A 22,314-nucleotide genomic window follows, 5' to 3' on the forward strand; every position below is an offset into this window, starting at 1 on the left:
ACCCCAGAAAGCCGACAACAGAATGCGATTCACCCACCGGGCGCCCGCGCGCGCCCTCCTCACGCTGGCCGCGGCCGGCGCAGCGCTCATCACCGCCGCACCGGCATCCGCGCACGTCCACGTCGACGCCGACGACGCCCATCCGGGCGACTCCGCCGTACTCACTTTCCGGGTGCCCGGCGAGTCCGAAAAAGGCGCCCTGACAACGGAATTCAGCGTGACCCTGCCGAACGTCGCCTCGGCCCGCACCGAATTGATGCCCGGCTGGACCGCACGCCTGGACCGCGACACCGCGGCAGGCACGGTCCGGTCGGTCACCTGGACGGCCGCACCCACGGTCGGCATCGCACCCGATCAGTTCGGATTGTTCAAGATCTCGGTGACCCTGCCCAAACAGGACACGGTCAGCTTCCCCGCCACCCAGACCTATTCCGACGGGACCGTCGTGCACTGGGATCAGGCCCCGCTGCCCGGCGGCGGGGAACCCGAGTACCCCGCGCCGGAGTTGTTCCTGACGGGCGAGCCCGAGCCCGCCCACACGCCGGCGCCCCCCACGGTGGCGGCGGCGCCCGCGGTGGACGCGCAACCGGTCAGCCGGGCCGACAACGGCGCACGCTGGCTGGCCGGCGGCGCCTTGGCCTTGGCCGCGGTCGCCGTGGCCACCGCGCTCATCGGGCGACGACGGGCATGAGACTGCGCCTGCTGGCCGCGCTCGGCGCTGTCCTCGCGATGGCCGCGCTGGCCGGAGCCGGCGTGGCCTCGGCGCACGCGGTGCGGGTATCCAGCGACCCGGCCCCCGATGCCGTGCTCACCGAAGGACCGGCCCGGATCACCGCCACGTTCAACGAGCAGCTCCAGACGGCGTTCGCCTCGATGACGCTGGTCGGACCGGACGGCAATCTGTGGTCGACGGGCGAGGCCAGGGTGCAGGGCCCGGCGGTTCAGGTCGATCTGCGACCGCTCGGCCCGGCCGGCATCTACACCGCCAACTACCGGGTGACCTCCGCCGACGGGCACGTGGTGAACGGCTCATGGTCGTTCCGGCTCTCCGTGGCGGGTGCCGGCACCCCGGGCCCACCCGTCGCCGCACCGGCAGCCGCGGATGGGGAGATCCCCGTCTGGCCCTTCGCCGTCCTCGCCGTGGCGATCGTGGGCGCGGGCGTGTGGTGGAGCCGGCGCCGGCAGACGTGAGGCGAATGCTCGGGGGCCTGGCGGCGCTGGTGGTCGGACTCCTCCTGGCCTGGGCGTTGACCTACCCGCAGGTGGCGGTCGGCGTCACCGTGACCCGGGCCGCGGCCGACGTGGCCGCGGTGGTGGTGCTCGGCTTGGCGTTGGTGCCGATGCTGGACGTCCCGCGCTACCGCGACGAACTGGCCACGCGCAGCGCCGCGGCGTTGACGGTCGCCGCGGCGTTGTGGCTGGTCGCGGAGGTGGCCCGGCTGTGCACCGCCGCCGCAGCCACCGCGGCCGTGCCGCTGAGCACCCTCGGGGTCCGGACCACCGTCGAATACGCGATATCGACGGTGGCCGGCCGGGCCGACCTGATCAGCGTGTTGGCCGCGGCGCTGGTGGGCGCCCTGACCATCTGGTGGCGGACACCCACCGTCGGGGTCGCGGTCGCCGGAATCGCCGCGATCGGCACCACCTCGCGCACGCTGGCCGGCCATCTCTCCGAGAACGCGTTCGGCGGGATCGCGGTCACCCTGCACGCCCTTGCCGCGGCCGTCTGGTGCGGCCTGCTGGCGGCACTGGTGCTCACCGTCGGTCATCGCGGCCAGTGGGCTCGCGTGCTGCCACGGTTCTCGGCGCTGTCCCTGTGGAGTGTGGTGGTGCTGCTGGTGGGCGGGATCGGCAGTGCCGTGGTGACACTCGACGCGCCCACTCAGTTGTGGAGCACCGGCTACGGGCGGCTGGTCTTGGCCAAGGTGCTGTTCACCGCCGCGCTCCTGGGCCTGGCCTGGCACAACCGGACCGATTGGCTGCCGTCGGCTCGGGGACATCGGGTGACGGCGGCCACCTCCAGCCGGCGGTCCTACACCGAGTTGGCTCTCATGACCGTGGCCCTGACGCTTGCTGCCGCGCTGGCGGTCACCGGCTAGCGATTACCCGACTGGCATGATGGAACCACTGTCTGTGCCACAGCGAAGGAGCGCCCCACATGGCCGACGAGCCGGACCGGCCCGACGAGACACCGAGTGAGCAGCCACCGGTTCCGCCTGCGAAGAAGGCACCGGTCAAGAAAGCCCCGGCGAAGAAGGCTCCTGTGAAGAAGGCCACCCCGGCCAAGAAGGCAGCCCCGGTCAAGAAGGTCGCGCCCGCCAAGAAGGCCACCCCGGCCAAGAAAGTGCCCCCGCCGCCCGCGGCTCCGAAGCCCGTCCCGGCCGAGCCGCTGTCACCGGCCAAAGAAGTTGCCGCCCAGGCTAAGTCGACTGTGGCCACGGCGCCCGCGCAACTCGTCGCGGTACCGTCGCCCGGTCCGGAGCAATCCCGCTGGCCGTTGGCCGCGGCCCTGGCGGCCGCCGTGCTCGCGGTGCTCGTGGTGTACCTGGCCCGCCGCGGGTCCGACGAACAGGACTGAGCCACCTCGCTAGCATCGATGGCGTGAGTATCGAACCCCGCGCCACCGCCGACCTGGTCGATGAGATCTATCCCGACGTCCGCAGCTGCGATCTGCAGCTACAGAACTACGGCGCGCGCACCAGCTTCGCCGGCCGGATCACCACCGTGCGGTGTTTCGAGGACAACGCGCTGCTGAAGTCGATTCTGTCCACACCCGGCGAAGGCGGGGTACTCGTCGTCGACGGCGACGGTTCCCTGCACACCGCGCTGGTCGGCGACATCATCGCCGGCCTGGCGCGCGACAACGGGTGGGCCGGTGTCATCGTGCACGGGGCGGTGCGCGACGCCGCGACGCTGCGCACCATCGATGTCGGCATCAAGGCACTGGGCACCAATCCGCGTAAGGGCACCAAAACCGGTGCCGGGGAACGTGATGTCGCGGTCACCTTCGGCGGCGTCAACTTCCTCCCCGGCGAGATCGCCTACAGCGACGAGGACGGAATCGTCGTCGTCGCCCCCTAGGACGGCCGAACGCGAATACCCCCGGAATCCGTGGATTCCGGGGGTATTCGCGTCTTGTCGCGGTTACACCGTCACGGCCGCACGGTGCTTGGTGAAGTGCAGCGACTCCTCGTCGACCTTGCCGTACCGGATGGTCCGAAGGTCGAAGAAGTAGTTCTGCTTGAGCCGCCACGGCGCTTCCGAACCCGACTTGGGCAGGCTGTCCATGGCCCGCCGGAAGTAGCCCGGGGTGAAGTCCATGAACGGCTCCTCATCGACGGCCGCACCGGGATGCTGCGGTTCGACACGGTCGAATCCGTTGTCGTCCATGAAGTTCAGTACGCGGCAGATGAATTCCGACACCAGGTCGGCCTTCAGCGTCCAGGACGCGTTGGTGTACCCGAAGGTGATCGCCATGTTCGGCACACCGGAGAGCATCAGGCCCTTGTAGGTCATCGACTTGGTGAGGTCGATGGGCTGGCCGTTGCGCAGCGCCTTCGCGCCGCCGAACAGCTGCATGTTCAAACCTGTTGCGGTGATGATGATGTCGGCCGCCAGCTCTTCACCGGAGGTCAGCTTGATACCGGTCTCGGTGAACCGGTCGATGGTGTCGGTGACCACGCCGGCCTTACCGGACCGGATGGCCTTGAACAGATCGCCGTTGGGTGCCAAGCAGACTCGCTCATCCCAGGGGTTGTAGCGCGGGCTGAAGTGCTTCTCGTAGTCGAAGTCCGCGGGCAGTCGGCGGGTCGCCATCTCGCGTAGTGCCTTCTTGAACACGGCCGGGAACTTACGGGCCAGCTGGTACTGCGCGGTGGCGTAGGCGATGGCCTTCCACCGGTTGACCCAGTGCGCCGCGTTCTTCGGCAGATACTTGTTGGCCTGCTTGGCCACCGGATCCTCCAGCGGCAGTGAGCCGATGTAGGTGGGCGAGCGCTGCAGCATGGTGACATGGCCCGCGCCGCCGTTGACCAGCGACGGGATCAGGGTGACGGCGGTGGCCCCGGAGCCGATCACGACGATCTTCTTGCCGGCATAGTCCAGATCCTCCGGCCAATGCTGCGGATGGATGATCTGGCCCTTGAAGTCCTCCGAACCGGTGAAGGTCGGGGTGTAGCCCTCGTCGTAGTTGTAGTAGCCACTGCAGACCGACAGGAACGACGCGGTGATCTGCTTCTCTTCGCCGTCGGTCTCGACGGTGACGGTCCACCTGTTGTCGGCATCGGACCAGTCGGCGGCAATCACCTTCTGACCGGTGCGGATGTGCTTGTCGATACCGTTTTCCTGGGCGGCCTCGTTGATGTAGTTCCAGATCGCGGGGCCGTCGGCAATCGAGCGGGCCGAGGTCCACGGCTTGAACCGGAAGCCGAGGGTGAACATGTCCGAGTCGGAGCGGATGCCCGGGTACTTGAACAGGTCCCAGGTGCCGCCGATGTTCTCGCGACGCTCCAGGATGACGTAGCTCTTGGACGGGCAGCGTTCCTGCAGGTGCCATGCGGTGCTGACACCGGAGATGCCGGCACCGACGATGACGACATCGAAGTGTTCGTTCATGGGACCGACGGTATCAACACAGTGTCGAGTCGGTCAACGGTGTGTTGAAATTTTCGACATGGCGTAAAGTGCCTGGTGATGACGCAGCCCGATGTGAGGCAGAGCCCGGCGAAGACCGCCCGCGGCCGCCGCGCGACCCGCCCCTCCGGCGACGATCGCGAAGCGGCCATCCTGGCGACTGCGCAGCGCCTGCTCGAGGAGCGCGCCTTCGCCGACATCTCCGTCGACGACCTGGCCAAGGGAGCCGGTATCTCCCGGCCGACGTTCTACTTCTACTTCGCCTCGAAGGAAGCGGTCCTGCTGACGCTTCTGGATCCGCTGATCAAACTTGCCGACACCGGATTCGACAGTGCACTGGAGGACATGCCCGCCGATCCGAAGCGCGCGATCCGCCGGGGCATCGAGATCTTCTTCAGCTCGTTCGGCTCCCACCCCGCCACCGCGCGGGCCGGCGTCGAGGCGGTGTCGGTCAGCCCGGAGTTCCGGGCGGTCTGGCAGGGCTTGATGCAGAAGTGGATCGCCATGACCGCGGCGCTCATCAAGGTCGAACGTGAGCGCGGCGCCGCCGCCGAGACCATCGCGGCCTCGGATCTAGCGACCTCGCTGAACCTGATGAACGAGCGGATGATGATGGCCACCCTGGCCGGTGATCAGCTGGCAGTGGAGCATGCCCGCGTCGTCGACACGCTCACCCACATCTGGTTGACCAGCATCTACGGCAGCACGCCCTGACCTGTCGGCACCCGATGCGAACATATGTTCGTGTCTCGGCCCGTGCCTTCAGCGCACATCCTGCACGCTGATCTCGACTCGTTCTACGCCTCGGTAGAGCAGCGGGATGACCCGGCGCTGCGCGGCCGCCCGGTGATCGTGGGCGGCGGGGTGGTGCTGGCGGCCAGCTACGAGGCGAAGGCCTACGGCGTGCGCACCGCCATGGGCGGCCATCAAGCCCGGCGGCTGTGCCCACACGCCATCGTGGTCCCGCCCCGCATGTCGGCCTACTCGCAGGCCAGCCGCGTCGTCTTCGACGTCTTCCATGACACCACCCCGCTGGTCGAACCGCTCTCGGTGGACGAGGCCTTCCTCGACGTCTCCGGCCTGGCCCGGGTGTCGGGCACCCCGGTGCAGATCGGGGCGGCATTGCGCGAACACGTCCGCGACCGGGCCGGGCTGCCCATCACGGTGGGCATCGCCCGCACCAAATTCCTCGCCAAGGTCGCCAGCCAGCAGGCGAAACCGGACGGGCTCCTCCTGGTGCCACCCGATCGCGAGCTGGCGTTCCTGCACCCGCTGCCGGTGCGCAGCCTGTGGGGTGTGGGCGCCAAGACCGCCGAGAAGCTGCACGCGCACGGCATCCGCACCGTCGCCGATGTCGCCGAACTGAGCGAGAGCTCGCTGGGCGCGATGGTCGGCGGCGCCATGGGGCACCAACTGTTCTGCCTGTCCCGCAATATCGATCGCCGGCGAGTGGTCACCGGCGTGCGCCGGCGCTCGGTGGGTGCCCAGCGGGCACTTGGGCGAGCCGGAAACACCATGTCCGACAAAGAGATCGATGTGGTGGTCGTCAACCTCGTCGACCGGATCACCAGACGCATGCGGGCGTCGGGGCGCACCGGACGCACGGTGGTGCTCCGGCTGCGGTTCGACGATTTCGGCCGGGCCACCCGGTCGCATACTCTCGCCCGGGCCACCGCGTCCACCGAGGCGGTGCTGGCCGCCGCCCGCGAGCTGATGGCCGGTGCGGCACCGATCATCGGTGAACGCGGCCTGACCCTGGTCGGCTTCGCGGTATCCAATATCGACCGGGACGGAGCCACTCAACTGGAGCTGCCGTTCGGCGGCGCCGCCGATCCCGTGGCCATCGACACCGCCGTGGACCGGGTCCGGCAGCGATTCGGGAACGCGATGCTGACCCGAGGCGTGCTACTCGGACGCGACCAGGGATTGGAGATGCCCATGCTGCCGGACTAGCCGCATTGCGCGGCGACAAAGCCGCTGAACAGCACCAGGAACCCGCCGATCTCACCGGCCATGAGTGCCACCATTGCGGCGTGCAGCCCCGGGACGGGCCGCTCGAACTGATTGGTGGTGTCGCGCCGCAGACCGTGCTGGACATAAGCCCCGATGGCCGCCACGAAGAAGAACACCACAACCATTGCGGCCGTGAGGTTCAGCCACGTCGGCCAGGCGCTGAGCTCGACGAACACCGCGATCAGCAAGGTGGCGAAGGAGTACAACAGCGCCGCGCGGTGCGCGATGTCGACGTAGGGGTGGGCCAGATGGTCCGGGCTGGTCGCCATCTGCCGGTACTTCCAGGCGCCGAGGATGAGCGCCACCAGGAAGATCAGCCCGGTCGCCAGCAGGGTGACGACGGTGTCGATGCCAAGATGCGTGCTCATCGCGCCGAGTCTAGGAAGCCGTCCACGCCAGGAGTCGCTCGGCCGTCCAGGTGTTGACGATGCGGTCCTGCGGGACCCCGGCGTCCAGCGCCCGCTGCGCCCCGTAGCCGAGGAAGTCCAGCTGACCGGGTGCGTGCGCGTCGGTGTCGATACTGAACACGCAACCGATCTCGATCGCCAGGCTCAGCAGGCGGTCCGGCGGATCGCAGCGTTCCGGGCGCGAATTGATCTCGACGGCAACGCCGTTGTCGCGGCAGGCGGTGAACACCCGCTCCGCATCGAACTTCGACTCGGGCCTGGTACCGCGGCTGCCCTCCACCAGCCGGCCCGTGCAGTGGCCGAGCACATCGGCGTGGCCGCCCTCCACCGCGCGGACCATCCGCCTGGTCATGGCATCGGCATCCATGGCGAGTTTGGAGTGCACACTGGCCACGACGACGTCCAAGCGCTCCAGCAGGGCGGGTTCCTGGTCGAGACTTCCGTCGTCGAGGATGTCCACCTCGATACCGGTCAGGATGCGCATCGGCTTGGTGCTCGAGAACTCTTCGCGCAGTTCGTCGATCACGTCGAGCTGGTGTCGTAGCCGCTCCGGCGAGAGCCCGTTGGCGATGGTGAGCCGCGGGGAATGATCGGTCAGCGCGCAGTATTCGTGACCGAGCCGCTGCGCGGTCGCCATCATCTCGGCGATCGGCGCCGATCCGTCCGACCAGTTCGAGTGCAGATGCAGATCGCCCTTGAGCGCGCCGCGGATGTCGCCGCCACCGAGATCTGTTGCGTTCTTCCGCAATTCGGCGAGGGTATCGGGCTCGCGGCCCGCCCAGGCCTGTGCAATGACCTTGGCGGTCTTGGGCCCGACGCCGGGCAGCGCCTGCCAGCCGTTGGTGCGCCCCAGCTTGGCCCGCTGCTCGTCGGTCAGCGCCTCGACCACGTCGGCGGCCTTGCGGTAGGCCATCACTCGCCGGGATTCCTCGCGCGCCCGGTCCTTGAAATAGGCGATCTCGCGCAGCGCGGCAACCGGGTCCATCGATTCAGTGTGCCGCGAAAACGTGCTCCGGCACACCGTGGGGCCTTGTTAAGCTGCCGGATGGGGGTGATGGTGCGTGGGTGACGGCGGTAGCGATCTTCTCAAGGACCTGTTCGACCTCGGTAACGGAATCCGCAGCGGCATCCAGGACGTCCCGAAACTCTTCCAGGACGTCGTGACCCTCGACGCCCACGGAGCGTTGACCGACGGCCGCAAGGTCATCGGCGATGTGGGCGATGTCCTGAACGGCCTGGGTGGGCTGGGCATGGGGCTGACCGAGGTGCCCAGGCAGATCGCGGAGAAGTACGCCGGGTCCGCGCTGGGCAAGCTGGCCGATTCCAAGATTCTGTCCGCCGCGCAGTTGGCGATCGAGGCCGAGAAGGCCACCACTGGCTCCGGTGATCCCGAGGACGGCAACGGCTACCACGATTCGGCGGTCCGGATGCAGGAGGTGGTGCAGACCCTGTCGGACGCGGATCCGCGAGACGATCGGTGGAACGGCAGAGCGGCCGAGACCTACACCGCCACCAACAGCGCTCACCGCAAGCACGCCTCCGCCGTCCAAGGCGCCGACCAGGAGATCGCGAACATCCTCGGCGCCGAAGCAACCCAGGTGAGTCGGACCCGTAGAACACTCGACGAGACGAACCAATATCTTTCGGACTACGGGGCAGCCACCGCATGGATGAACTTCGTTCCAGGCCTGGCACAGGCGAAGGCGGTGGCCGACATCGCTGCGGCCTCGGCCGCACTGCTGACCACGAACACCACGATGGCAGTTCTCGTCGCCGACGCCGCGCAGAATGCGCTCCGTGTTCGCGCCCAGATCGACAGTTACGTTGCCGCAGCGGACCTTCCTGCAAGACCGGATCTGCCGCAGACAGAGCAGCCGGGCGAGGGCGAGCCGTTCGTGTCCCAGGCTGCAGACATCGCAGATGGCACTGCGCCGGGGCGACTCAACAACGACCGTTCGTTCGACGTTCCGCGTCCCGATGAACCACCGAACAGTCCCGGAATCCCCTACGGTTCCGCGACGGCAGCAGGAGGGTGACCAGTGACGGTAGAAGCCGACAACCTTCATGTCTTGACCGAACAAGTCAGGAAGCTGTCGAGTAAGCAGCGCTCTGCCGCAGACCAAATCACCGGGGCGAACCGGGCCATCGCCGGTGTCGCCGACCGCGTATCGAGTACCCATGGGCTCGTCTGTTTTCTGACGACCAACGCTCTGGCGGCCGCCGATGGGGCGCGTAATGCCGCGGGTTCGGCGTTGCACACGGCGTCGAATGACCTCTCCGAGAAGCTCACCACCGCGGCGGACCATTACGACAATGCCGACTATCGAGCAGGAAAGCGCATCAGCCAAGCCGGGCGCATGTGAGCGATTCGGCCGGGGGATCGTGGGACGACGATGACGACGATCAGAGGCACGCTGACGAGACATCGGTGTTTGAAGCCTTCGCGGTCTACGTATCCGATGACGCTGACACGGCAGGAATTCTCGACGAGCTTGGCTCGAACACTGACGACGATCTCCTCACCGTCGTCTTCACCGCAACCAACCCGCAAGGCACGGTCTCGGTGACCGCGCTCCTGGACGGCAGGGTGCTACGCGTCGATCTGGACCCCAAGGTGTCGTCCATGACCGAGATCGAACTCGCACAGGAAATCGTCGCCATCGCCAGGCTCGCCACCCGGCAAGCGCTTGCGGGACAACACCTTGTGATCGCCGCGCTCATGCAACGTCGTGGTCATGACTCGGTCAACACCCGTAGCTTCCTGGAGCGCGAACTACGCCTGCCGCCCCCTGATGTCGTGGTGGCCGAGCGCGCACAGCTCTTCGCCCATCGATATGCGGCGAAAGAGGAGTGGCGGCGTCAATGAGGTCGGTTCCACAGCCCTACAGACGAATCTGGCTGATCATCCTCGTCGTGCTCTTGGCCGTCCCAGCACTTGTCATCACGATCGTCACTCTCGTCGGGCAGCGCGCCCTGACGAAGACGACCGACAACGTCACCTTCACACGCGGCGAGTGGCAGCCTCCGACTCAAGCCCTTCTCTCGTCACCGATGCAGGTGCGGCCGGTGCCCGGATGGCGCACTACGACAACCGATCTCGGCGTGACGGATGCCGCGCCTTCGACGCCACCCCTGTTCGCCAACGATCCCGCTCCGTTCAGATCGGACTCTTACCTGGGTAACGTCGACGACCGGGCCTTCTTCATGGTGGGCAACGTGGGTGCGCCCGCCCCGCAGTGGTGGTTGGTTGCCGTCGACGTGAGCAATGGCGGCCGAGTGTTCCGCCCGGTTCCGCTCATCGCCAGTCACGCCCGCCCCAGGTGTTACCTCAATGGCCCAGACGCCGTCCTGTGCTTGACGGACGACGCCAACGACACCACCGCGTGGGTTATCAACAGTCACAGCGGAGTAGTCGAATACAGCGGGCCGACTCCGCTGACGGTCTACTCCTCGAGATTCATCATGCAGCAGGTCGGCATCTACGCCGTGGCGATGAAACAGTACGAAGGCATCTACGGCATCGGCCCGACTGCGAACACCAGCTGGTTCGTACCCGGCTATGGAACCCTCGACACAGACGTTCGCAACCCGTTCCTGTTCGCGCCGCCGAGCCTGGCCACACAATCTGCCGGACGCGGAGCCGACCGCACCATCACCTTCTCACTGAAAGACGGCACTGTCGTCCGGCCCGAGATCGCTGCCGGCCAGCAGCAAGAGCGGGCCGTCACCTATCTCGGCGGATTCGCGGCCGAGGTGGCTGTTCCACGCGGCACCACGGATGTTCAATTCTTCGACGACACCGGCCGACGCGCGGGGCGCAACAGCGCCCCAGGAACGCTCGTCGGATCGGGCGGTTTGCCCCTGGTGAACCTGACCGGCGGAGGATGGGCCCTGTTCAACACCCGGGGCGAAGTACTCATCCAACGGGCGGCTCCGGATGATGCGCAGCCGGCCGTCATCGGAGACTTCTTGCTGATCAGTGGTGACCAGCGGGAGGACAAGCACCAGTATGACCTGAAGTCTGGCGCGGAGATGAAAGCCTGTGACCTGCCGAGCGGATACTTCGCAAGTGACGGCAGGGTCGCCCTCGGCTACCACGGTTACGCCGACACCGTCAGGACGCTCGCGGCCGTCGACCTCACCACCTGTGACACGCTGTGGACAACGCAGTCCCCGGTCGGCTCGTTTCGCAAACTGTGGCGCATCAACACCACGCTCGTCCAATTATCCGACGACGGAAGAGAACTGATGTCACTCGTGGCGCCCAGCTGACTCCGGGCGCGGCATTCACACCGAATTGCCAACAAGTCTCCGGAATGAACCGCTCGCGCGGACTAGTTTCGGGATGTGTGAGATTCGCATTCAAGACATCCCCGCAGAACACGCCATGGGCCGACATGCTGGCCATCTGGGAAGCCGCAGATGACATCGACGTCTTCGAATCGGGCTGGACCTTCGATCACTTCTATCCGATCTTCTCCGACTCCACCGGCCCCTGCCTGGAGGGCTGGACCACGCTGACCGCACTGGCCCAGGCCACCAAGCGGCTGCGGGTGGGTGTGCTGGTCACCGGCATCCATTACCGCCATCCCGCGGTGCTCGCCAATATGGCGGCTGCGCTGGACATCATTTCCAACGGCCGGCTCGAACTCGGCATCGGCGCAGGGTGGAACGAGGAGGAGTCGGGCGCCTACGGCATCGAACTGGGCAGCATCAAAGAGCGCTTCGACCGCTTCGAAGAGGCCTGCGAGGTCCTCAAGGGCCTGCTCAGCCAGGAGACCACCACCTTCGACGGCAAGTTCTATCAACTCAAGGACGCCCGCAACGAGCCGAAGGGTCCCCAACAGCCGCATCCACCGTTCTGCATCGGCGGCAGCGGTGAGAAGCGCACCCTGCGCATCACGGCCAAGTACGCCGATCACTGGAACTTCGTCGGCGGCCCGCCGGAGGAGTTCGCACGTAAACGCGAGGTGCTCGCGTCGCACTGTGCCGACATCGGGCGCGACCCGAAGGAGATCACGCTGTCCGCGCACGTCCGGCTCGGCGAGGACCGCGACTACGCCAGGGTCGTCGCCGAGGCTGCCGCGCTCGGCGAGGAGGGGCTGGATCTTGCCATCATCTACCTGCCACCGCCCTATGACACCGCGGTGCTGGAGCCACTGGCCGAGACCATTCGGGACGCCAAGCTCTGAGCTCGGGACGGTTCCCGCAGGGGGCAGGTCACCCTGCGGGAACCGCCGGTCCGGCCGAGAACAGGGACGGCGCCGCTGCTCTCTGGGTACATCCTGTGCATTGCGCGACGAATCTGCGCGGTGAAACGCCAGTTCGGTGGTGATCAGTTTTTGTGCCGACGGCCGATCTGGTCGGCGAACGGCGCTACCGAGCTGACGGTTACGAAGCGATCACAACCGGCAAAGTAGCGCGCCCGTCAGTGACGGGCGAGTCATGAAACTGGATCAGACGCCGAAGCGGAGCATTTCCGCGGCGGTGATCAGGCGCTCGTGCTTAGCTGGAAACTCGCGGCTCTTCACTGGGTGGCGGAACCATGACCAGGCAATTCGGCTCATTCGTGACCGTGAATCCGGGAAGTTGTACACGGTGAAAACTCCTGCGGTCGGGCGTATAGCTGCACCGGAGGGTCACTTTACCGCACGACCCCTACCAGATCATTAGATAACGCTCACAGAGCAAACACAGCGAGGCGCGCCGACATAAAATCGGATGTTTTTCCTGTGACTGGAGTTGCTGGAGTTGCGTTGTGCAACCACTCCGAGACCAACCCGTGCCACGAAATTGTTGTCATCGCCACGTTCTGCCAGGACAGCGGGCAACCACAACAATCTCGCGACGAATCGGTGAACGCCCGATCTACCGCTGTTCTATCGGCTCTTCGCGCAAGCGCTCAGCCGCCTATCGGCTCTTCGCGCAAGCGCTCATCGCTGCGGCGCGGCGGTGGGCTTGATCGGCGCCGGCAAGGCCGACTCGCCCATCAGGAACCGGTCGACGCCCGCGGCCGCCGCCCGGCCCTCGGCGATCGCCCACACGATCAGCGACTGCCCACGCCCCATGTCACCGGCCACGAACACGCCCGGAACGGTCGTCTGGAAGTCATCGGAGCGTGCCACGTTGCCGCGGTCGGTGAACTCCACGCCCAGATCGGTCAGCAGACCCTCGCGCTCCGGGCCCACGAAGCCCATGGCCAGGAAGACGATGTCGGCGTCCAGATCGAAGTCCGACCCCTCCACCTTCTCGAACTTCCCGGCATTCATCTTGACCTCGTGCACCTTCAGCGAGGACACCTTGCCGTCGGTCCCGACGAACTGCTCGGTGTTGACGGAGAACACCCGCTCGCCGCCCTCTTCGTGCGCAGAGGCCACCCGGAACATCAGCGGGTAGGTTGGCCACGGGGTCGAATCCGCCCGCGTCTCCGGCGGGCGCGGCATGATCTCGAACTGGTGCACGCTGGCCGCGCCCTGGCGATGTGCGGTGCCCAGGCAGTCCGCGCCGGTGTCGCCACCGCCGATGATGACGACCTTCTTGCCCTTGGCCGTGATCGGCGGCTGGCCGTCAGGGCCGGCCACGTCATCGCCCTGCTGCAGGCGGTTGGCCCACGGCAGGTACTCCATGGCCTGGTGGATCCCGTCCAGCTCCCGGCCCGGGATCGGCAGGTCGCGCCACGCGGTCGCACCGCCGGCCAGTACCACCGCGTCGAAATCGTCCTGCAGCTGCTCGACGGTGATGTCGACGCCGACGTTGACGCCGGTGCGGAACTGGGTGCCCTCGGCCGCCATCTGCTCCAGGCGGCGGTCGATGTGGCGCTTCTCCATCTTGAACTCGGGGATGCCGTAGCGCAGCAGCCCGCCGATGCGGTCGGCGCGCTCGAACACCGTCACCTCGTGACCGGCACGCGTGAGCTGCTGGGCCGCAGCCAGCCCGGCCGGCCCGGAGCCGACCACGGCGACCTTCTTGCCCGTCAGCACGTCGGGCGGCAGCGGCTTGACCCAGCCCTGCTCCCAGGCGTTGTCGATGATCTCGACCTCGACCTGCTTGATGGTCACCGGATCCTGGTTGATGCCCAGCACACAAGACGCCTCACACGGCGCCGGGCACAGCCGACCGGTGAACTCCGGGAAGTTGTTGGTCGCGTGCAGTCGCTCGATACCGTCACGCCAGCGGCCCCGGAACACCAGATCGTTCCACTCAGGGATCAGGTTCCCCAACGGGCAACCGTTGTGGCAGAACGGGATACCGCAGTCCATACAGCGTGACGCCTGGACCTGCAGGGTGTCCTTCGAGAAGTCCTCGTAGACCTCTTTCCAGTCCTTCAGACGCAGGTCCACGGGGCGACGGGTCGGGGTCTCCCGGACCGTGTGCTTGAGAAAACCGAACGGATCAGCCACGAGCCGCCGCCATGATCGCCTCGTCGACGTCGCTGCCCGCAGCCTCAGCCGCGGCGATCGCCGACAGCACGCGCTTGTAGTCGCGTGGCATCACCTTCACGAACTTCGACTGATGCGCCGGCCAGTCGGCCAGGATCCGGTGGCCCACGGCCGAATCCGTGGCATCCACATGCGCGGTGATCATGCCGTGCAACCATTCGAGGTCGGCATCGTCCAGAGCGTCAAGATCGACCATCTCCCCATTCACGTTGCCCGGCAAGACCTTGTCGGGGTCGTAGACGTACGCGGCGCCACCCGACATACCGGCGGCGAAGTTCCGCCCGGTCTGACCGAGGATGACGACCTTGCCACCGGTCATGTACTCACATCCGTGGTCGCCCACACCCTCGACGACGGCGTGCGCACCGGAGTTGCGGACGGCGAAACGCTCGCCGACCACTCCGCGCAGGAACGCCTGGCCGCTGGTGGCGCCGAACAAAATCACGTTTCCGCCGATGATGTTCTCCTCGGCGACGTAGTTCGCCGGGGCACTGGCGGACGGACGCACCACGATGCGCCCACCCGAAAGGCCCTTGCCCACATAGTCATTGGCGTCCCCGCGGACCGTCAGACTGATACCGCGCGGCACGAACGCACCGAAGCTGTTACCGGCCGATCCGTCGAACGTGATGTCGATGGTTCCGTCCGGAAGACCTTCGGCGCCATAGACTTTGGTCACCTCGTGGCCCAGCATGGTGCCGACCGTGCGGTTCACGTTGGCGATCTTGGTGGTGAAGCTGACGGCGGTGCCGCTGTCGATGGCCTCACGGCTCTGCGCGATCAACTGCTGATCCAGCGCCTTGTCCAGCCCATGGTCCTGAACCGACGTGCAGTACAGGTCCTGGTTCATGAACGCCGACTCCGGCTCGTGCAGCACCGGCGACAAGTCGAGCTTGTGCGCCTTCCAGTAGTCGGCAGCGCGCTGGGTGTCCAGCGTCCCGACCTGGCCGACCATCTCGTTCACGGTGCGGAAGCCGAGCTGCGCCATGAGCTCCCGGACTTCCTCGGCGATGAACAGGAAGAAGTTCTCCACGAACTCGGGCTTGCCGTTGAAGCGCTGCCGCAGCACCGGATTCTGCGTGGCCACGCCCACCGGGCAGGTGTCGAGATGACAGACGCGCATCATGATGCAACCCGACACCACCAGCGGCGCCGTGGCGAAGCCGAACTCCTCGGCCCCCAGCAGCGCGGCGATCACGACATCGCGACCGGTCTTGAGCTGACCGTCGACCTGCACGACGATGCGGTCACGCAACCCGTTGAGCAGCAGGGTCTGCTGCGTCTCGGCCAGGCCCAGCTCCCACGGGGCGCCGGCATGCTTCTGCGAGGTCAGCGGTGTCGCACCGGTGCCGCCGTCGTGGCCGGAGATCAGCACCACGTCGGCGTGGGCCTTCGACACGCCCGCGGCCACCGTCCCGACCCCGTTCTCGGACACCAGCTTGACGTGCACCCGTGCCGCCGGGTTGGCGTTCTTCAAGTCGTGGATCAACTGCGCCAGATCCTCGATCGAGTAGATGTCGTGGTGCGGCGGGGGCGAGATCAGCCCGACGCCGGGCGTCGAATGCCGCACCTCGGCCACCCAGGGGTACACCTTGTGCCCCGGAAGTTGGCCGCCCTCACCGGGTTTGGCACCCTGGGCCATCTTGATCTGGATATCGGTGCAGTTGGTCAGGTAGTGGCTCGTGACACCGAAGCGGCCCGAGGCGACCTGCTTGATCGCGCTGCGACGCCAGTCACCGTTGGCGTCCGGCTCGAATCGCTCGACGGCCTCGCCGCCCTCGCCGGAGTTCGACCGGCCGCCGAGCCGGTTCATCGCGATGGCCAGCGTCTCGTGCGCCTCGGCGGAGATCGAGCCGTAGCTCATCGCGCCGGTGGAGAAGCGCTTGACGATCTCGCTGGCGGATTCCACCTCATCGAGCGGAACCGGCTGCCGTACACCATCTTTGAACTTGAATAGGCCACGAAGCGAGGCCATCCGCTCGCTCTGGTCGTCGACCAGCTTGGTGTACTCCTTGAACACCGAGTACTGCCCGGTGCGGGTCGAGTGCTGCAGCTTGAACACCGTGTCGGGGTTGAACAGGTGGTACTCACCCTCACGCCGCCACTGGTACTCGCCACCGACCTCGAGCTCCCGGTGCGCCCATTCGTCGGGCCGGTCCAGGTAGGCCAGCTGGTGCCGGGTGGACACGTCGGCGGCGATATCGTCCAGATCGATACCGCCCGTGGGGCAGTGCAATCCGGTGAAGTACTCGTCGAGCACCCGCTGGCTGATGCCGACCGCCTGGAACAGCTGCGCGCCGGTGTAGGAGGCCAGCGTGGAGATGCCCATCTTGGACATCACCTTGAGCACACCCTTGCCGGCGGCCTTGACGAAGTTGGCCTTGGCCGCATCACTGGTCAGCCCGGTGATGATGCCGCGGTCGACCATGTCCTCGATGGACTCGAAGGCCATGTACGGGTTGATCGCGGCCGCGCCGAAGCCGACCAGCATGGCCATGTGGTGCACCTCGCGGGCGTCACCGGTCTCGACCACCAGGCCGACCTGGGTGCGGGTGCGTTCCCGGACCAGGTGGTGGTGCACTGCGGCGACGGACAACAGCGACGGGATCGGTGCCAGCCACTCGGTGGATTCGCGGTCGGAGAGCACGATGATGCGCGCGCCGTTGCGGATGGCCTGGCTCACCTTGGCGCGGACTTCCTCCAGCGCACGGCGCAGCCCGGGACCCCCGTCGGCGACGGGGTACAGGCAGCTCACCACGGCGGCCCGCATGCCGTGCTTGCGGCCGCGGATCTCATGGTCGGGATCGACGTGGATGAGCTTGGACAGATCAGCGTTACGCAGGATCGGCTGCGACAGCACGATCTGGCGGCACGAGTTCTCGTCCGGGTTCAGCAGGTCGCCCTCGGGACCGATGACACCCGCCAGGCTGGTGACCACCTCTTCGCGGATGGCGTCCAGCGGCGGGTTGGTGACCTGCGCGAACAACTGCTGGAAGTAGTCGTAGAGCATCCGGGGGCGTTGCGAGAGCACCGCGATCGGGGTGTCGGTGCCCATCGAGCCCAGCGCCTCGGCGCCGGTGCGCGCCATCGGCGCCACCAGCAGGTTGAGCTCTTCGTAGGTGTAGCCGAACGCCTGCTGCCGCAGGACAACCCGATGGTGCGGCATCTTGACGTAATCGCCGGGCGGCAGGTCGTCGACGTGGAACTGGCCGGCATCCAGCCATTCCTGGTACGGATGCTCGGCGGCCAGCTCGGCCTTGATCTCCTCATCGGAGACGATGCGGCCCTGGGCGGTGTCCACCAGGAACATCCGGCCGGGCTGCAGACGGAGCTTCTGCACCACGGTGGCCGGGTCGAGGTCGAGCACGCCGGCCTCCGAGGCCATCACCACCAGACCGTTGTCGGTCACCCAGATGCGCGACGGGCGCAGGCCGTTGCGGTCCAGCACAGCGCCGACGACGGTGCCGTCGGTGAAGCAGACCGAGGCCGGGCCGTCCCACGGCTCCATCAGCGAACCGTGGTAGCGGTAGAAGGCCCGCCGGGCCGGGTCCATGTCCTCGTTGCGCTCCCACGCCTCGGGGATCATCATCAGCACGGCGTGCGCGATGCTGCGCCCACCCAGGTGCAGCAGTTCCAGAACCTCGTCGAAGCGCGCGGTGTCCGAGGCCCCGGGCGTACAGACCGGGAAGATCTTGTTCAGGTCGTTGTGGTAGCCGAACACGTCGGTGTGGATCAGCGCTTCCCGCGCCCGCATCCAGTTCTCGTTGCCCGTGACGGTGTTGATCTCGCCGTTGTGCGCCACGCGGCGGAACGGATGCGCCAGCGGCCACGACGGGAACGTGTTGGTGGAGAACCGCGAGTGCACGATACCCAGCGCGCTGGTCAGCCGCTCATCCTGAAGATCCAGGTAGAACGCCCGCAGCTGGGGCGTGGTGAGCATGCCCTTGTAGACCAGGGTCTGGCCGGAAAGACTTGGGAAGTACACGGTCTCACGGCCGGGGCCGTCCTGCCCGGGGCCCTTGGTGCCCAGTTCGTGCTCGGCGCGCTTGCGGATCACGAAGGCGCGCCGTTCCAGGTCCATGCCGGAGGCGCCGCCGATGAACACCTGGCGCAACGTCGGCATGGCGTCGCGGGCCAAGGCGCCCAGCGAGGAATCGTCGGTCGGGACATCCCGCCAGCCCAGCAGGGTCAGGCCCTCGGCCTCGATGATCTTCTCCACGGCCTCGCAGGCCAGCTTGGCGTCGCGGGCCGACTGCGGCAGGAAGGCGATGCCCGTGACGTAGCTGCCCTCCTCGGGCAGGTCGAAGTCGCACACGGCACGCAAGAACTCGTCGGGGACCTGCAGCAGGATGCCCGCACCATCGCCGGTGTTCGGTTCGGCGCCGGCGGCACCGCGGTGCTCCAGGTTCAGCAGGGCCGTGATGGCCTTGTCGACGATGTCGCGGCTACGGCGGCCGTGCATATCGGCGACCATGGCCACACCGCACGCATCGTGCTCGTATGCGGGGTTGTACAGACCACTGGGCCCTGGTCCCACCGGATACCACCTGACCTTCACTATCTTGCCCGAGCTTGCGTGAAGCCGGGTGTGTTGCTGCCTGCTGTGACCAGCGGCATCCGCCGGCTTTCCGGCCAGGCGATCACGGTGCCTTTCGTGCAGCATTGAACGACGGCCAGTCCCGCTCGCCTTGAGTTGGGAAAAACGATATGACAAACACCGCCTGACATGCCAACTTAGTCAAACCTAACTAACCCGGAGACCAGGCGGTCCCGCGGCCACTGTGCGCTATTCGCACGAGCAATGAAAGCGCTTGCGGTTCTTGAGTTTTCATGAGCACTCCCGCACCCGCGGCACAATTCCGCACCGGGGGCAATATCTCATCGATGTTTGCTAGCCATATCAACCTATCTCGATCAACTGCACTGATACTGAATAGCATATTTGCTCAAAGCCTGGTCAGATTCTTAGGCACCGTCGCACCCGGTCGATTCACCGATCCCACCGGTCACTTCCGACACTTCGGTCGCACAGCGAATCACCGCGCGCGCCGCGGCCGCCCCTCCGTGTCAAGCTCATCACGATGTCGAATTCAACGACGGCGGAGTATCCGCTGAACACCCCACCAGGCCGGTTCGGGATCACCAACCTGTCTGCCGATGCCGAACGCTGTGCCGCCACCATGCCGGTATCGGGCCTGTGCAACCCGTTCACCGGCACGCCGAGCCTCGCTCCGCTGGCCGTGCTCGTCGATCACATCGCCGGCTTCGCCAACCACCTGCGCCGCCCCGACGGCCACTGGACGGTCTCCAGCGAGCTGACCATGGAGTTCACCCCGGACGCACTGGCCGTGATCGCCTCCGACCCGGCCATCCCGGTGCTCGCGGAGAGCCGGCCGGTGGGCACCGCGACCGCCACGTCGCTGTCCGTCTGTGATCTCAGCCACGGCGGGGTCCAGATCGGGGTGGGCACCGTCCGGACCTTCTACATCGCCGTCTCCGCACCGGCGGCGCCCGCCGAGGAACCGGTCGCCAATTCCGAGCCCGCACCCGGCGCGCTCGACGCCCTGATGGCCGTCGAGGTGGCCGAGGGCGGCGGCGCCGAGCCGGTGCTCGTGCAGCATTCCCACCCCGCCGTGAACAACACCCTGGGCGCGGTACACGGCGGTGTCGCCGCGGCGGGCCTGGAACTGGTGGGTGCCGCAGCCCTCAACGCCGACCGGGGTGACGCGCCACTGAACACCGCCTCGCTACGGGTGAACTATCTGCGCCGGCTGATCTCCGGTGCGCGATCCCACTACACCGCAACCGCGTTGCACAGCGGGCGCAGCAGTGGCGTGGCCGACGCGCGGGCGTTCGACGCCGACGGCCGGCTGGCCCTGGTCGGGCGACTCACCGCTTACCTCTGACACTCGCCGCGTTTGGTCGCTGGCATCCGATCAGTGCCGGCCCCCTCGCTCCGTCGTACGATGATCACCGTCGGCATCGCCTATCTTCTGATCGGTCGCACCCCGGGTGGACATCCATCGAGTGCAGCGGTTGGACCGCCTCAGCGATAGCGCGATCGAGAAACCGTCTCTAAACAGCCAAGATTCGGACACATTCCCCCTTGCTGGGCGCTTGCTGTGCGACCCTCACGACAGACGTCATGTCCAGCAAAGGAGCTCGTCATGTCAAGACCTACCATGCGCCATCGGCTGGCCGCCGAATTCATCGGAACATTCTGGCTCGTTCTCGGCGGCTGCGGTAGCGCTGTCTTCGCCGCCAAGTTCGTGGCCGGCGACGGCACCTCGCTCGGCATCGGATTCCTCGGCGTAGCACTGGCATTCGGCCTCACCGTGCTCACCGGTGTCTACGCCTTCGGCACCATCTCCGGCGGTCATTTCAATCCGGCGGTGACGCTCGGCGCGGCCTTGGCCCGGCGGGTGGAATGGTCGGCGCTGCCCTTCTATTGGGTGGCCCAGGTGCTCGGCGGCCTGGTGGCCGGCGGTGTCATCTACTTCGTGGCCAGCGGCCAGCAGGGCTGGCGCGCGACCGGCAACATGGCGGCCAACGGTTACGGGGCGCACTCACCGGGCGGGTTCTCGCTGGTGGCCGTGCTGGTCACCGAGGTCGTCCTGACGGCGATCTTCCTGTTGGTGATCCTCGGCTCCACCGATGATCGGGCGCCGAAAGGCTTTGCCGGCCTTTCCATCGGCCTCACCCTGACGCTGATCCACCTGATCTCCATCCCGATCTCGAACACGTCGGTGAACCCGGCCCGTTCGACGGCGGTGGCGTTCTTCAACGGCGACGGCGCACCCGCCCAGTTGTGGGCGTTCTGGCTGGCACCGCTGGTGGGCGCGGCCATCGCCGGTGTGGCCTATCCGTTCCTGTTCGGCGTCGCCGAACAGCTCGCGGACCGACCGGATCGCGACAGTGCGCTGGAACGGTCCAACTAGAGCGCCTTCAAGTTCGGAATGGCCTGGCGCGCACCGAATCTCGGATTGCGCGCCAGGCCGCTGGCCTCGAGCAGCCGCACCACCCGCTGGCGGTGTGGCCGCATCGGCTCGAGCAGCTCGAGCATGGCCGCGTCGTCGATGCGGTGCCCCAGCAACGTCATACCCACCATGTTGGACAGGTGATAGTCACCCACCGACACGGCGTCGGCGTCGCCGAAGGCGCGCTGCATCGTCTCGGCGGCGGTCCACTCCCCCACGCCGGGCAACGACCGCAAACCCGCCTCACTCCGACAGCGCTCCAACGCGTCGGCCCGCTGCGCGCAGCCCACGATGGTGCGGGCCCGGCCGGGATCGACGTTGGCGCGGTGGAATTCCCAGGACGGGATGCGCCGCCACACCTCGGCCGTCGGCGGCACCCGCATCCCCGACGGCGCCGGGCCCGGCGCGGGGGCACCGTATTTCGTCACCAACAGCCGCCAGGCCCGGAACGCATCCTTGCCCGACACCCGTTGTTCGATGATCGCCGGGATCAGCGCCTCCAGCACCCGCCCGGTTCGGCCCAGCCTCAAATGCGGCACCCTGCGGTGCGCCTCGGCGATCGTCGGCTCGGTCGGCGCGAAACCCGACGCGTCGTCATCGGCACCCAGGTAGTCCGGTAGCCCGTCCAGGAACTCGTCCGCGCCGGCACCCCACGCCTCGCATTCGGCAACGTTGCGGGTGCTGCTGATCCGGGCCGTCACCGGACCGGTGGGCATCAGGCTGGCGCGCCAGATCACACCGTCCACCACGCGGAAGCACGGGTCACCGGGCCCGCGGCGCAACGGGAAGAGCGTCAGGCCCGGGCTGACGGGACCGGTGAAGGCCACCCTGCTCGTCGGCACCGCT

20 protein-coding genes are annotated in these 22,314 nt (G+C 67.1%); 14 read left to right on the forward strand and 6 right to left on the reverse strand.

Annotated elements, in window-relative coordinates; genetic code table 11:
- Positions 1–22 precede the first annotated feature (22 nt).
- From FHU31_RS00200 to rraA, 5 genes are read left to right on the forward strand one after another with little or no spacing between them, the layout of a single operon-like run.
- Positions 23–691 carry a YcnI family copper-binding membrane protein gene (locus tag FHU31_RS00200; RefSeq protein ID WP_167154413.1) on the forward strand — a complete coding sequence of 223 codons (669 nt, stop codon included), beginning with the start codon at positions 23–25 and terminating at the stop codon, positions 689–691.
- Positions 688–1,191, forward strand: coding sequence for a copper resistance CopC family protein (locus FHU31_RS00205; RefSeq protein WP_167154416.1), 504 nt, complete (start codon positions 688–690; stop codon positions 1,189–1,191). Before FHU31_RS00200 ends, FHU31_RS00205 begins: the two co-directional genes overlap by 4 nt.
- Positions 1,192–1,196: 5 nt before the next feature.
- A complete protein-coding gene (locus FHU31_RS00210) occupies positions 1,197–2,099 on the forward strand; it encodes a CopD family protein (RefSeq protein ID WP_167154420.1) in 903 nt (300 codons plus the stop codon).
- Between the two features lie 59 nt (positions 2,100–2,158).
- Positions 2,159–2,578, forward strand: coding sequence for a hypothetical protein (locus tag FHU31_RS00215; protein ID WP_167154423.1), 420 nt, complete (start codon positions 2,159–2,161; stop codon positions 2,576–2,578).
- Between the two features lie 23 nt (positions 2,579–2,601).
- Complete coding sequence (gene rraA / locus FHU31_RS00220; protein WP_167154426.1) at positions 2,602–3,081, forward strand: ribonuclease E activity regulator RraA; 480 nt, start codon at positions 2,602–2,604, stop codon at positions 3,079–3,081.
- A 63-nt stretch (positions 3,082–3,144) separates the two neighbouring features.
- Here the strand turns inward: rraA and FHU31_RS00225 are convergent, their stop codons facing one another.
- A complete protein-coding gene (locus FHU31_RS00225) occupies positions 3,145–4,614 on the reverse strand; it encodes a flavin-containing monooxygenase (protein WP_167154429.1) in 1,470 nt (489 codons plus the stop codon).
- Between the two features lie 78 nt (positions 4,615–4,692).
- On the opposite strand from FHU31_RS00225, the gene FHU31_RS00230 reads away from it, so the two are divergent.
- Both FHU31_RS00230 and dinB read left to right on the forward strand, forming a co-directional pair.
- Positions 4,693–5,346 carry a TetR/AcrR family transcriptional regulator gene (locus FHU31_RS00230; protein WP_167154431.1) on the forward strand — a complete coding sequence of 218 codons (654 nt, stop codon included), beginning with the start codon at positions 4,693–4,695 and terminating at the stop codon, positions 5,344–5,346.
- Positions 5,347–5,370: 24 nt separating this feature from the next.
- Positions 5,371–6,585, forward strand: a complete 1,215-nt coding sequence (gene dinB / locus FHU31_RS00235; protein ID WP_167154449.1) for a DNA polymerase IV — start codon at positions 5,371–5,373, stop codon at positions 6,583–6,585.
- Here dinB and FHU31_RS00240 read toward each other — a convergent pair.
- The gene (locus tag FHU31_RS00240; protein WP_167154453.1) at positions 6,582–7,013 is read right to left on the reverse strand and encodes a hypothetical protein; all 432 of its coding nucleotides are present in this window, start codon (positions 7,011–7,013) and stop codon (positions 6,582–6,584) included. The genes dinB and FHU31_RS00240 overlap by 4 nt on opposite strands.
- Before the next feature lie 10 nt (positions 7,014–7,023).
- Entirely contained in the window at positions 7,024–8,037 is a 1,014-nt protein-coding gene (locus FHU31_RS00245; RefSeq protein WP_167154456.1) for a PHP domain-containing protein, read from the reverse strand.
- 76 nt (positions 8,038–8,113) lie between these two features.
- Here FHU31_RS00245 and FHU31_RS31335 point away from each other — a divergent pair, with 76 nt between their 5' ends.
- The 5 genes from FHU31_RS31335 to FHU31_RS00270 all read left to right on the forward strand — a co-directional run bounded on the left by FHU31_RS31335 (position 8,114) and on the right by FHU31_RS00270 (position 12,244).
- Positions 8,114–9,088 carry an EspA/EspE family type VII secretion system effector gene (locus FHU31_RS31335; protein WP_167154458.1) on the forward strand — a complete coding sequence of 325 codons (975 nt, stop codon included), beginning with the start codon at positions 8,114–8,116 and terminating at the stop codon, positions 9,086–9,088.
- A 3-nt stretch (positions 9,089–9,091) separates the two neighbouring features.
- The gene (locus tag FHU31_RS00255; protein WP_167154460.1) at positions 9,092–9,415 is read left to right on the forward strand and encodes an ESX-1 secretion-associated protein; all 324 of its coding nucleotides are present in this window, start codon (positions 9,092–9,094) and stop codon (positions 9,413–9,415) included.
- Positions 9,412–9,918, forward strand: a complete 507-nt coding sequence (locus tag FHU31_RS00260; protein ID WP_167154463.1) for a YbaB/EbfC family nucleoid-associated protein — start codon at positions 9,412–9,414, stop codon at positions 9,916–9,918. The genes FHU31_RS00255 and FHU31_RS00260 overlap by 4 nt, the downstream gene beginning before the upstream one ends.
- On the forward strand, positions 9,903–11,324 hold the full coding sequence (locus FHU31_RS00265; RefSeq protein ID WP_167154465.1) for a 9-bladed beta-propeller domain-containing protein: 1,422 nt from the start codon (positions 9,903–9,905) through the stop codon (positions 11,322–11,324). The genes FHU31_RS00260 and FHU31_RS00265 overlap by 16 nt, the downstream gene beginning before the upstream one ends.
- Before the next feature lie 77 nt (positions 11,325–11,401).
- Complete coding sequence (locus tag FHU31_RS00270) at positions 11,402–12,244, forward strand: LLM class F420-dependent oxidoreductase (RefSeq protein ID WP_167154467.1); 843 nt, start codon at positions 11,402–11,404, stop codon at positions 12,242–12,244.
- Between the two features lie 741 nt (positions 12,245–12,985).
- On the opposite strand, the gene FHU31_RS00275 is transcribed toward FHU31_RS00270, so the two are convergent.
- Complete coding sequence (locus tag FHU31_RS00275) at positions 12,986–14,452, reverse strand: glutamate synthase subunit beta (protein WP_167154470.1); 1,467 nt, start codon at positions 14,450–14,452, stop codon at positions 12,986–12,988.
- Positions 14,445–19,028: a glutamate synthase large subunit gene (gltB, locus tag FHU31_RS00280; RefSeq protein WP_167154472.1), complete on the reverse strand. Its 4,584-nt coding sequence runs from the start codon at positions 19,026–19,028 to the stop codon at positions 14,445–14,447. The genes FHU31_RS00275 and gltB overlap by 8 nt, the downstream gene beginning before the upstream one ends.
- 544 nt (positions 19,029–19,572) lie before the next feature.
- Between gltB and FHU31_RS00285 the strand changes: the two genes are divergently transcribed.
- Entirely contained in the window at positions 19,573–20,397 is an 825-nt protein-coding gene (locus FHU31_RS00285) for a PaaI family thioesterase (protein WP_167154474.1), read from the forward strand.
- Between the two features lie 261 nt (positions 20,398–20,658).
- On the forward strand, positions 20,659–21,429 hold the full coding sequence (aqpZ, locus tag FHU31_RS00290; protein WP_167154477.1) for an aquaporin Z: 771 nt from the start codon (positions 20,659–20,661) through the stop codon (positions 21,427–21,429).
- Here the strand turns inward: aqpZ and FHU31_RS00295 are convergent.
- Positions 21,426–22,310 (reverse strand): DNA-3-methyladenine glycosylase family protein, encoded by an 885-nt coding sequence (locus FHU31_RS00295; RefSeq protein ID WP_263987886.1) that lies wholly within the window; start codon positions 22,308–22,310, stop codon positions 21,426–21,428. The two genes, aqpZ and FHU31_RS00295, sit on opposite strands and share 4 nt — an antisense overlap.
- Between the last annotated feature and the right edge of the window lie 4 nt (positions 22,311–22,314).

The organism is Mycolicibacterium fluoranthenivorans (genome assembly GCF_011758805.1).
In the GTDB taxonomy this organism is placed as follows: Bacteria; Actinomycetota; Actinomycetes; order Mycobacteriales; family Mycobacteriaceae; genus Mycobacterium; species Mycobacterium fluoranthenivorans.

Excerpts from the sequence above, each read along its gene's own strand:
- FHU31_RS00200 (WP_167154413.1), top strand. The coding sequence starts at position 23 with ATGCGATTCACCCACCGGGCGCCCGCGCGCGCCCTCCTCACGCTGGCC.
- FHU31_RS00205 (WP_167154416.1), top strand. The coding sequence starts at position 688 with ATGAGACTGCGCCTGCTGGCCGCGCTCGGCGCTGTCCTCGCGATGGCC.
- FHU31_RS00210 (WP_167154420.1), top strand. The coding sequence starts at position 1,197 with ATGCTCGGGGGCCTGGCGGCGCTGGTGGTCGGACTCCTCCTGGCCTGG.
- FHU31_RS00215 (WP_167154423.1), top strand. The coding sequence starts at position 2,159 with ATGGCCGACGAGCCGGACCGGCCCGACGAGACACCGAGTGAGCAGCCA.
- FHU31_RS00225 (WP_167154429.1), bottom strand. The coding sequence starts at position 4,614 with ATGAACGAACACTTCGATGTCGTCATCGTCGGTGCCGGCATCTCCGGT.
- FHU31_RS00230 (WP_167154431.1), top strand. The coding sequence starts at position 4,693 with ATGACGCAGCCCGATGTGAGGCAGAGCCCGGCGAAGACCGCCCGCGGC.
- dinB (WP_167154449.1), top strand. The coding sequence starts at position 5,371 with ATGTTCGTGTCTCGGCCCGTGCCTTCAGCGCACATCCTGCACGCTGAT.
- FHU31_RS00240 (WP_167154453.1), bottom strand. The coding sequence starts at position 7,013 with ATGAGCACGCATCTTGGCATCGACACCGTCGTCACCCTGCTGGCGACC.
- FHU31_RS00245 (WP_167154456.1), bottom strand. The coding sequence starts at position 8,037 with ATGGACCCGGTTGCCGCGCTGCGCGAGATCGCCTATTTCAAGGACCGG.
- FHU31_RS00285 (WP_167154474.1), top strand. The coding sequence starts at position 19,573 with ATGTCGAATTCAACGACGGCGGAGTATCCGCTGAACACCCCACCAGGC.
- aqpZ (WP_167154477.1), top strand. The coding sequence starts at position 20,659 with ATGTCAAGACCTACCATGCGCCATCGGCTGGCCGCCGAATTCATCGGA.